This is a genomic window from Plebeiibacterium marinum, from assembly GCF_026013615.1.
Taxonomy (GTDB): Bacteria; Bacteroidota; Bacteroidia; order Bacteroidales; family Marinilabiliaceae; genus Saccharicrinis; species Saccharicrinis marinus_A.
In genome coordinates this window covers 1-11,348 of the sequence record NZ_JAPDPI010000081.1, presented here as the reverse complement: position 1 = coordinate 11,348, position 11,348 = coordinate 1, and the positions used below count along the sequence as shown (strand labels likewise).

Genomic DNA, 11,348 nt, shown 5'->3' with positions numbered 1-11,348 from the left:
GAGAGCGGAGAGCAGCCTTCTCCTACGAAAACCAATCTTCCTCTTTGCCCTGAGGCAAGGGGGAAGTACCATGCAACAGGCATGGGGATGGGGGTCATTTAAAAAATAACTTATTGCACGTACGCCCATAAACTATAAGTTAAAATATTTTATGGAGGTAGGACTAATAAGCAGCAAGCTATCAAGCTAATGTGATTTATATGGATCCGATCTTATTTACAAGATGCTTATAAAGATCGAATCCGGAAATACTGTTCCTATGCAAAAAGTTTTCTTAGTAGCAAGCAATCAAGCTAAAGCGCAGCGTCCTAAAGGCGTAGCCGTCCTATCAGCTAACTGCTATATTCTAAGGATCCGATCTTATTTACAAGATGCTTATAAAGAACGGATCCGAAAAATGCTGTCCTGAGCAAAATGTGTATTAGTAGCAAGTAATTAAGCTAAAGCGCAGCGTCCTAAAGGCGTAGCCGTCCTATCTGCTAACTGCTATATTCTAAGGATCCGATCTTATTTACAAGATGCTTATAAAGAACGGATCCGGGAATGATGTTCCTTAGCAAAAGGTGTTTTAGTAGCAATCAATCAGGCTAAAGACCAATTATCAATAATCAACAACACACTATTGTCCAATGGCCAATGACCAATGACCAATGACTAATGACTAATAACCAATGACTAATGACTAATAACCAATGGCCAGTAACTACTCAAAGCGCAACCATTTACAGCTAAGGTTTAGTAGCATTCTGAACATATTTTCACAAAGTGTATTTTACATATAGGTAAAACTTATCTATATTTACAAAAACATTTTACTTATGGATACTATTGATAGAGTTCAATATATAGAAAAAATAAAAAACTACTTGAACAAGAATCTGATCAAAGTTTTTATTGGTCAGCGAAGGGTTGGTAAATCCTATTTAATAAAGTTGACCATTCAATATATCCTAAAAAAGAACCCCGATTCCAATATCATATATATTGACAAAGAATTATATGATTTTGACCATATTAACACCTATCAAAATCTTATAACCTATATAGAGGAACTCCTTGATTCAACAAAAGAAAATTACATTTTTATTGATGAAGTGCAAGAAATTGAGGCTTTTGAAAAAGCCTTACGCCACTTTCAGAATCAAAATAAAGCAGATATTTATATCAGCGGTAGTAATGCTGAAATGCTTTCTGGCGATCTGGCCAGTATGCTAAGCGGTCGTTATGTCCAAATACAGATTAATTCATTATCATATATTGAGTTTTTAACGTTCCACAATCTTGATGATAATGACGAAAGCCTATATAAATATCTAAAGTGGGGAGGATTACCATACATTAAAAACCTTCAAAAAGATGATGTAGTCATTTTTGACTATTTAAGCAATATACTTTCAACAATCTTGTTTAAAGATGTAATTGCCCGTTATAAAATAAGGAATATAGATTTTTTCGAGCGTCTTGTATTATATATGGCTTCAAATTCAGGTAATTTGATAACTTCAAAAAAAATCAGTGACTATCTTAAATCTCAAAAAGTAGATATATCTGCAAAGGTGGTTTTATCCTATATGCAATGCTTGCAAAATGCCTTTTTAATATATAAACTAAATCGGGTTGACATCCATTCGAAAAAGGTTTTTGAAATCAACAACAAATATTATTTCGAAGATTGGGGCTTACGCAATGCTCTGGTTGGTTTAAATCATTACTCGGTACCCGACATATTAGAAAATGTGGTATTCTCGCACTTAAAAACCTTAGGATACCAGGTAAGTGTTGGGGTAATGAAAGACCTTGAAATTGATTTTATTGCAGAAAAAGGTGGCAAAAAACTATATATTCAAGTGGCTTATCTGATTCCTGACGAAAAAGTAAAATTACGAGAATTTGGAAACCTATTACTTATAAAAGATAATTATCCAAAATATGTGGTTTCTCTCGATCCTGTTCAAATAGGTCAATATAAAGGTGTAGAACACTTACATTTAAGGGCGTTTTTAAAGAAAGATTTTAATATATAACCAGCGTCCTAAAGGCGAAGCCGTCCTATCTGCTATTGCCAAATCAGCATCAAGATGGCGAAGTGCGGAGAGCAAAGAGCAGAGGGTTGAGAACAGTGCCTTCTCCTACGAAAACCAATCTTCCTCTTTGCCCTGAGGCAAGGGGGGAAGTACCATGCAGCAGGCATGGGGATGGGGGTGATTTAAAGAATAACTCATTGCACTTACGCACACAAGCAATAAGTTAAAACACATTATGGAGGTCGGACTAATAAGCAGCAAGACTGTCACTTAAGGATCCGATCTTATTTACAAAGAGCTTATAAAGATCGGATCCAGATGCGGAAAATGTTGTTCCTAAAAAAAAGTGCTGTAGTAGCAAGCAATCAAGCTAAAGCGTAGCGTCCTAAAGGCGGAGCCGTCCTATCAGCTAATAGCTATATTATACGGATCCGATCTTATTTACATGGCACTTATAAAGAACGGATCCAGATGCGGAAAATGTTGTTCCTAAAAAAAAGATGCTGTAGTAGCAAACAATCAAGCTAAAGCGTAGCGTCCTAAAGGCGAAGCCGTCCTATCTGCTAATAGCTATATTATACGGATCCGATCTTATTTACAAGGCGCTTATAACGATCGGATCCGGGGAAATGTTGTTCCTGTGCAAAAAAAGATGCTGTAGTAGCAAACAATCAAGCTAAAGCGCAGCGTCCTAAAGGCGGAGCCGTCCTATTAGCTATCAGCTATCCCCCCCCTTCTCAATACAAAAAGCCAAACAACCACAATGGCAATTTATGATCGATGCCTATCTCTACATCATCAGTAACCACAAAAGAATTTTCCAGATGTTTTACCTGTTTATTAGTTTTCTTTTTCCCTCCAATTTCAAAAATATAATTCCCTAAAGCAAAATCTCCATCCTTTGTATAGCTTAACTTCCCTATCGAACTTAACTGATTAATAAAAAAGCTTTCCCTTACATTACCTATATTTACCACATCTTCCGAAAGGGCATATTGCAAGTTAGGATGATGAAGAAATAGTTTTTCGGGTTTCTGCAAAAGACCAATCCCTTTCACATCAGGATATAACCCACGGACAATCCGTAAATCTTCAAGATATCTTATATATTGGATCAGGTTATTGCGCCCTATCCCTGTCCGCTCACTAAGCTTTGTGATATTGGGCTTAAAAGGAACTGATTCTGCAATAATATGAAGAAGCAACCTTATTTTTTCAATACTTCCAAAAGTAATATCTGCCGTAGATGGTAAATCAATATTTAAAGCCAGTGAAATAGTTTCAGCTAATTTCTGGGGATAAAGTCCCACACTCTCTTTAAAGTATGGATAATAACCATATTTAAGATAATCATTAAAATAGGCCAAAGGCCTTAAACTATCCACAATATCTGCTGCAATACCAGTATGGGAGTTAATCAGTTCATCAAAGCCTACCGGTTTATAATCCGTTTTCAGACTAAAATTTAAAAATTCCCTGAAAGAAAGGCCATTTAATTCATACATCACAGCCCTCCGGCTTAAATCCCCGCTTGCCTTATTAAGATGCATCATCGAAGAACCAGTGAATACTACATATAAATCAGGCTGGTCATCATAAATATTCTTTAACTCTTGCGACCAGTTGCCATACCGGTGAACTTCATCAAGCAAAAGGTATCTCCCCCCCCTTTTTACAAAATTATCAGCAAGGTCGACTAATTTATTTTCTGTAAAATACAAATCATCCAAACTAACATAAAGCGTCTGTTTATCAATAGGCAATTGATCCTTTGCATATTGTAACAACAATGTAGTTTTTCCTGCCCCCCGGGCACCTTTAATACCAATTAAACGATTATCCCATTCTACCCTATCCAATAAATAACGTTTAAATGCGGTAGGAACTTTTCTAAATTTTTGTATTGATTTTTCAAATAGCTTGTCCATATTATTTGCATTATCACCTCTCAATAATACAAATTTAACAATTTCTGCTATTTACAAAGAGCATTTTTAATATATATTGTTTGTTTCACAATACAATGACAAAGTGCGGAGTGCAAAGAGCAGAGGGTTGAAACCGGAGAGCAGCCTTCTCCTACGGAAACCAGTCTTCCTCTTTGCCCTGAGGCAAGGGGGAAGTACCATGCAACATGCATGGGGATGGGGGTTATTTAAAAAATAACTTATTGCACGTACGCCCATAAGCATAAGTTAAAACATATTATGGAGGTAGAACTTAAGCAGCAATCAATCAAGCTAATGTTTATACGGATCCGATCTTATTTACAAGATGCTTATAAAGATCGGATCCGGGGAAATGTTGTTCCTATGCAAAAGATTCTGTAGTAGCAAGAACTCAAGCTAAAGCGCAGCGTCCTAAAGGCGTAGCCGTCCTATCTGCTAACTGCTATATTCTAAGGATCCGATCTTATTTACAAGGCGCATATAAAGAACTGATCCGAAAATGCTGTTCCTGTACAAAAGATGTTTTAATAGCAAGTATTCAAGCTAAAGCGCAGCGTCCTAAAGCGTAGCGTCCTATTTGCTAACTGCTATATTCTAAGGATCCGATCTTATTTGATAGGCGCATATAAAGAACGGATCCAGGGAATGCTGTTCCTATGCAAAAGATGTTTTAGTAGCAAGCAATCAAACTAAAGCGCAGCGTCCTAAAGCGTAGCGTCCTAAAGACAGAGCCGTCCTATTTACTAACTGCTATATTCTAAGGATCCGATCTTATTTGCAAGGTGCTTATAAAGAACGGATCCGGGGAAATGCTGTTCCTGTACAAAAAGGTGTATTAATAGCTAAGAATCAAGCTAAAGCGCAGCGTCCTATCTGCTATCAGCTATCAGCCATTTCTATCCCAACTCCAAGTCACTATGGATAAGAATCCATATAATTATCAGACTGTATTAGCCACTGCTTCGGGTACCATAACCGACCCCTATCCGAACACAACCCGAACAGCACCCGAACAAACCCGAGCGCTACCCGAACAAATCCCGAAGCCGCATCGAAAAAATCCCCCAAACGCCATTTTTTTGAATAATTTTTGCCATTTTCGGCCTTTTTCGGAATAATTTTCGCCGATTTTGGCGTTTTTTTGAATAATTGGGGTTTTTTAGGCCATTTTAGTTAACTACACTCATCCACCCCATTTTACTACCTCCTATATATCAACATCTTACAAACAGAAAAAGTCACGATAATATTATCATGATTTTTTGGAAGCTTTTCTTGGTATACTTTAGCATTATACAATTAGTCAAGAGCTGATAGCCAATAGCTGATAGCTAGTAAAAAACTTAAAAACAACAACTATTGACTATAATAAGATAATGACTATTGACTAAAAATCGGCCGATATGATGTTTAACCCAACCTTCCTATTTACCTGATCAGTAAGCAGGGAGGTTACAAAAACTGAAAGATGCATGAAGTTAAAAATTTCGCACTCGGTTCACTGGGTACTTTAGGAGTAATGGAGGCAGCAGATGCTCAAATTTTCTCAGCCCAGGATGCAGACCCCCAAACATTGATTATCAGGTCTGCGATCACCCTGCTAGCAGGAGTTCTTACAACAGTAGTTTCAAAGTGGATGCAACGCAACAAGATTGAAAAAAACAATAGCAAAAACAAACAAATTACTGCACCCAAAGAAAAGGGTAATAAAGTGAAAAACATATTTAAAGTTAAAAACAATAAAAATAAATAGTCATGGGTAAGTTTAAAAATGGAATCCTTGGTGGATTCAACGGAAAAGTAGGTAACGTGGTTGGAGCAACCTGGAAAGGCATTACCTATATGAAAGCGATTCAGAACACAGGCAATAAAAAGGCTACTCAAAAACAGATTATCCAACGGGCAAAATTTGGATTTGCAGCTCAGTTCCTGCAACCTCTATACCCTGTTATCCAAATGGGTTTTAAAACCCTGGGAGTAAAACAATCTGCTCAAAATGCAGCCATTGCACACTTGTTAAACTATGCTGTTACAGGTGAATATCCGGCCTTTGCTGTTGATTACGACAACCTGTATCTGGCAAAAGGATCACTAAAAGTCAATGATTCAGCCTCTATTGAAATTGTTGATGGCCGCATTGCTTTTAACTGGATCGATACAGATAAAGCCCTGCAAATACATGGTCAGGAACAAGCCTTACTAATAGGAATAGCAAACGGTTATTACCCCACCTATTCCATTGATGAATATACCAGAGAGGAGCGTACCGGAAGTATCGCATTCCCCAACGCGCCAACAGGTAGTTTGGTTCATTGTTACATAGCCTTTGCAGAGTCAGAAGGTATGCAAAGAGCCAGCAACAGCGTTTACCTGGGTACGGTAAGCATACCGTAATTATAAGAGGAGCCTTGTCCCAGGCAGGGCTCCTTTTAACCAGTAACAAGTAACAACTATTTTTAACCCTTATAAAACAAACATCATGGCTAAAGTATATGGAAACCCAATATCATTATTATTCTCAGGAAAACTTGGAAATATGGTTGGCACTATCAGAAACGGGAAACAGTATATTAGAAGTTTACCTAAAAAAAGCAGTAAAGAGCCCACTGCAAAGCAAATTGCACACCGAGCCCGATTTTGTTTTGCCTCCAATTTTATCCGCTCCATCCGTCCCATCATACAAATCGGCTATAACCCTTCCAGAGGAAGTAAATACACCTCTCCGTATAATATGGCCATGGCCTGCCTGATGAAAAATGTAGTTACAGGAGAATACCCTGATTTTAGTATTGATTTTAAGAACCTGGAGCTTTCTCCTAATAAATCAGCAAGACTAAGGAAAGCAACTATCAAAAAAGGCAGAAAAAACATCAAATTTAAATGGAAGCTCTGGAATAAAGACGAATATGACATAAACCGCCACAAAATCACCATGATTGGCATTACCGAAGAGCACCAATTATTTTATTCCGATTCCAATATTATGCAGGAAGACCAAAAAGGGCGATTGGCGGTTCCCAACATCAAAACCGGCACTAATGTTTATTGCTACATTGCTAAAACTGATATGAAGGACAAACAACGATTTTCCGGTTGCAGCTATATCGGAGTTGTAAAATGGTGATAATTTCCTGCGCAAAAGATGTTTTAATAGCAAATAATCAAAATGGCGGAGTGCGGAGTGCAAAGAGCAGAGGGTTGAGAGCGGAGAGTAGCCTTCTCCTACGAAAAACAATCTTCCTCTTTGCCCTGAGGCAAGGGGGAAGTACCATGCAACAGGCATGGGGATGGGGGTTACAGGGCCTAATTTTAACAATAAATAGTTTCTTTAAAAGCATTGGGCGGGCATATTGAAATCACTGCAACTCCGCGAATCACCTCACCCCGCATGGTTCACGATGTCGTGTTAAGGGCCGGGCATTTTATAGTTCATCAATCTCACTATCTGATAGTCCCGTAGAATCTTTAATAATATCTTTTGATATTCCTTTTTCTAATAAGGTTCGAGCAATTTCTATCGCCTTTTGCTTCTTTACTCTATCTTCTGCATCAACTTTCATAGTCCAAGCCATACTTGCACCATAACGTAAATCTTCAATATGTCTGAAATAGTTTTTCTGCTCATCTTCTGATAATTTATCTACACGCCATAATTCTTTAGCTTTTTCAATTCCTTTGGCTGTAAACTCATCCTTTATCTCATTATTTTTCAAGTAGTAAATCCATTCATCTAATGTATCCTTAGCAACATCATCAAATTTATTTACTTTAATCACATAGTATTCTGGAAAAATCTGAAATGGCTCAATTTTACCACCCAATAGTTCTGTTTGTTTGGCTGATAATTTTAAAATATCTACTCGATTAAATTTATCAGATTCGATTTGTTGATTGCTTTCACTTTCTAGAATATTTTCAATACTAATATCCTCTTTAAGCAATTCTGATAAAAAACCTTCTAAAACATAAAAATCTGCTTTATTTCGCAAAAGTCTCTTTATCGCCCAGTCAAATCGTATTAAATTCCTATTAGTCATGTCTATATTTTTAATGCATAACAAATTTAGACATTTTTTTTCTGAATCATGGTTTTCTATGCGCCACGGATTGCCTTGCCCCTAACTCAAGGACACCTGGCATCAACACCAAAATCACTTAACTCTTTAGGATCAATATTGGCAAAATCGACATCAATATCAGTACACTCAGATAGTAGCTGTATTCGTAAAGCTCTTCCTTCTTTAACAACCTGTTTTATAATATGACCTGCAATTTCCTTTTTAAGATTTACTTCCTCTTCACTTTGTATTAAAATGACTGACAATGTAGTAATTGGATCGTAATTAAACATTTAATTCCATTTAGCTTCGTATTTCAAAATTAACAAAAATCAGTATCAAGATGGCAAGTGCGGAGTGCAAAGAGCAGAGGGTTGAGAGCAAAGAGCAGCCTTCTCCTACAAAAACCAATCTTCCTCTTTGCCCTGTGGCAAGGGGGAAGTACCATGCAACAGGTATGGGGATGGGGGTCCTTTTAGCGAATAACTCTTTGAACTTACGCACATAAGCTATAAGTTAAATATATTATGGAGGTAGGACTAATAGCAGAAAGCAATCAAGCTAGCGCCTCCGCTGAGTAACTTCTGCGCTCGAGGAAAGCGCAGCGTCCTAAAGGCGGAGCCGTCCTATTAGCTATATTCTAAGGATCCGATCTTATTTACAAGATGCTTATAAAGAACGGATCCGGAAATGATGTTCCTGTGCAAAAGTGTATTAGTAGCAAACATTCAAGCTAAAGCGTAGCGTCCTAAAGGCGTAGCCGTCCTATCTACTATTTGCAAATCAGTATCAAAATGGCGAAGTGCGAAGCGCAAAGAGCAGAGGGTCGAGAGCGGAGAGCTGCCTTCTCCTACGAAAACCAACCTTCCTCTTTGCCATGAGGCAAGGGGGAAGTACCATGCAGCATGCATGGGGATGGGGGTGATTTAAAAAATAACTTATTGCACGTACACCCATAAGCATAAGTTAAAATATTTTATGGAGGTCTCTGAAAGCCTAGCTTATCCCAGCCCCAGGTAAAACGTAGTGACACCTGGGGTTTGTTTGTCTGTTTGTTGAATCAACGTCCTGTAAGGACAACTAAACTAAAACCCATTTTGAGCTGTCCTTTCAGGACGCTGAGACTGTTCTTGCATTACCCCATGCGCTGCATGGGGCTAGGTTAAATTGTGCCTTCAGCACGCTATTCCTAATACGATCCCAATAAATATTCCGTTTAACTAAACAAGCCTCACTTATAAAGATCGGATCCGGGAATGCTGTTCCTGTGCAAAAAGGTGTATCAGTAGCTAACAATCAAGCTAAAGCGCAGCGTCCTAAAGGCGCAGCCGTCCTATCAGCTAATAGCTATATTCTAAGGATCCGATCTTATTTGCATGGTGCTTATAAAGAACGGATCCGGAAAATGTTGTTCCTGTGCAAAAAGGTGTTTTAGTAGCAAGTAATTAAGCTAAAGCGAAGCGTCCTAAAGGCAAAGCCGTCCTATCTGCTAATAGCTATATTCTAAGGATCCGATCTTATTTACAAGGCGCATATAAAGAACGGATCCGGAAATGCTGTTCCTGTGCAAAAAGGTGTATTAGTAGCAAGCATTCAAGCTAAAGCGAAGCGTCCTAAAGGCGTAGCCGTCCTATTAGCTAACTGCTATATTCTAAGGATCCGATCTTATTTACAAGATGCTTATAAAGAACGGATCCGAAAATGCTGTTCCTGTGCAAAAGGTGTATTAGTAGCAATCAATCAAGCTAAAGCGAAGCGTCCTAAAGGCGGAGCCGTCCTATCAGCTATCAGCTATCAGCTATCTTCCAAACACATTAACCAATACAAACAATTGTTATACAATGTTAAATCATTTTGAATTATTCATTCATTTGTTTAATTTAAAGTAAACTAATTATTATAAACCAAACACATATAATCATGTTACCTACAATACATACTATCGCCGATTCTATTTTACTTAGAAAGTCATTAAAATGGAAAGACTGCCCTGCGGCAGAGAAAATGCCCCTGGATTGTAAATCGCTTTACAACAGATTTGAACTATTTCTTAATAAAACATTACCAGATCTAATTCATAAAAAACATAAATCTAAATCCACACAAAATTACCTTACCAATCTGGTTTGCATAAAAGAAACATTAGATGCCCATCCCTGGTGCATCCCCTGCAACCTGAATAAACAGGAACACAAAACATTTTTGATGGACCTGGACTTTTACCTGATGTTATCGGGGATACTTATAAAAGCCCGCAGGATGTTCAAAGGCTTTTTATGCGGAGCCCAAATTCCATCATGTGTCAGAATCCTGCCAAAGTTTAGCAGTAATCCCAAAAAAGTACAACAGGTTTATAATCAACTCAAGTCCAGTCCCTGGAGGATATCAATTGAAAACTACTATTTACAAAACAAGTATTTAAAATTAATCTATGAGAATGAAAAACTATGTGAATCTATATCTGCTGAACATATTTTAGCAAAACCGATCAAGCTACTAAACGAAGCCTTTAATACTTTGCCAACAAACTTTGAGCATGAAAAGTATTTGAACCACCATCTTAAAGACATCAACAATTTACTAAAACGGCTGAATGACAACCAGGAGGAAGAAGATGTCTGGCTTGAATACCGACAGTTAATCTCAGAACCCATAGTACTTGGATTGGGATCAAAAGAGCTATGCAGGTTGTATATGCAGCAATTGAACCAACAATACAACTTAAGTGGTAATTCAATAAACTCAGAAATTGGTTTTATAAAAAACCAGCTTTGCAGGTCTAAAATGTTGTTTAAAGATAAAATTATAAAAACAAATAACGGGATAAACTTTCTGAATGATTTAAAATCTCAAATTCACAAACTAACAGATTTGTCACCAGATATGCCATTTATTGAATGGAACCATAATCCCAAAGATTTTATTAAAAGCCTGCAGCAAATAATTTCTAAAGGATACCTTACAATAAAAGGGAATAATGATTTACAGCCGATCATGCAAGTGATATCACGTTTTGTAAAAGTTAAAAAACAAAACAACACAGGCAATCTTTCATATTCTACTCTGTTAACATATTTAAGAAAAGCCAATACCGGCGAATTGTGATATAACAAATATATGATCCGGATACAGGAGCGATGCCACCAAGTAGTGAAGCAAAGGCTCTTCCCCCATCCCCATCTTTTCCAAAGTTTTAAACTTTGGAAAAGATTCTGGATTCTTCAGGCCCAAGTTTCATATCCCTGTCTGTAAACGAAAAAAGGACAGCTTTCACTTGGAAAACTGTCCTTTTTTAAAAGTCGGCGGCGACCTACTCT

Annotated in this window: 8 protein-coding genes; 5 read left to right on the top strand and 3 right to left on the bottom strand. The window is 37.5% G+C overall.

Annotation, left to right across the window (positions count from 1 at the left end; genetic code table 11):
• Positions 1-818 precede the first annotated feature (818 nt).
• Entirely contained in the window at positions 819-2,024 is a 1,206-nt protein-coding gene (locus OM074_RS20605; protein ID WP_301202577.1) for an ATP-binding protein, read from the top strand.
• 737 nt (positions 2,025-2,761) lie between these two features.
• Here OM074_RS20605 and OM074_RS20600 read toward each other — a convergent pair.
• Positions 2,762-3,952, bottom strand: a complete 1,191-nt coding sequence (locus OM074_RS20600; RefSeq protein WP_301202576.1) for an ATP-binding protein — start codon at positions 3,950-3,952, stop codon at positions 2,762-2,764.
• A gap of 1,489 nt (positions 3,953-5,441) precedes the next feature.
• On the opposite strand from OM074_RS20600, the gene OM074_RS20595 reads away from it, so the two are divergent.
• The 3 genes from OM074_RS20595 (at position 5,442) to OM074_RS20585 (ending at position 7,097) form a co-directional block, all read left to right on the top strand.
• On the top strand, positions 5,442-5,726 hold the full coding sequence (locus OM074_RS20595; RefSeq protein WP_301202575.1) for a hypothetical protein: 285 nt from the start codon (positions 5,442-5,444) through the stop codon (positions 5,724-5,726).
• A 2-nt stretch (positions 5,727-5,728) separates the two neighbouring features.
• Positions 5,729-6,367 carry a DUF6266 family protein gene (locus tag OM074_RS20590; protein WP_301202574.1) on the top strand — a complete coding sequence of 213 codons (639 nt, stop codon included), beginning with the start codon at positions 5,729-5,731 and terminating at the stop codon, positions 6,365-6,367.
• Between the two features lie 85 nt (positions 6,368-6,452).
• On the top strand, positions 6,453-7,097 hold the full coding sequence (locus OM074_RS20585) for a DUF6266 family protein (RefSeq protein WP_301202572.1): 645 nt from the start codon (positions 6,453-6,455) through the stop codon (positions 7,095-7,097).
• A gap of 298 nt (positions 7,098-7,395) precedes the next feature.
• Here the strand turns inward: OM074_RS20585 and OM074_RS20580 are convergent, their stop codons facing one another.
• Positions 7,396-8,010, bottom strand: coding sequence for an Rpn/YhgA-type helix-turn-helix domain-containing protein (locus OM074_RS20580; RefSeq protein ID WP_301202571.1), 615 nt, complete (start codon positions 8,008-8,010; stop codon positions 7,396-7,398).
• Positions 8,011-8,096: 86 nt separating this feature from the next.
• Positions 8,097-8,324 carry a hypothetical protein gene (locus OM074_RS20575; RefSeq protein ID WP_301202570.1) on the bottom strand — a complete coding sequence of 76 codons (228 nt, stop codon included), beginning with the start codon at positions 8,322-8,324 and terminating at the stop codon, positions 8,097-8,099.
• A gap of 1,627 nt (positions 8,325-9,951) precedes the next feature.
• Here OM074_RS20575 and OM074_RS20570 point away from each other — a divergent pair.
• Entirely contained in the window at positions 9,952-11,136 is a 1,185-nt protein-coding gene (locus tag OM074_RS20570) for a hypothetical protein (RefSeq protein ID WP_301202568.1), read from the top strand.
• Positions 11,137-11,348 lie beyond the last annotated feature (212 nt).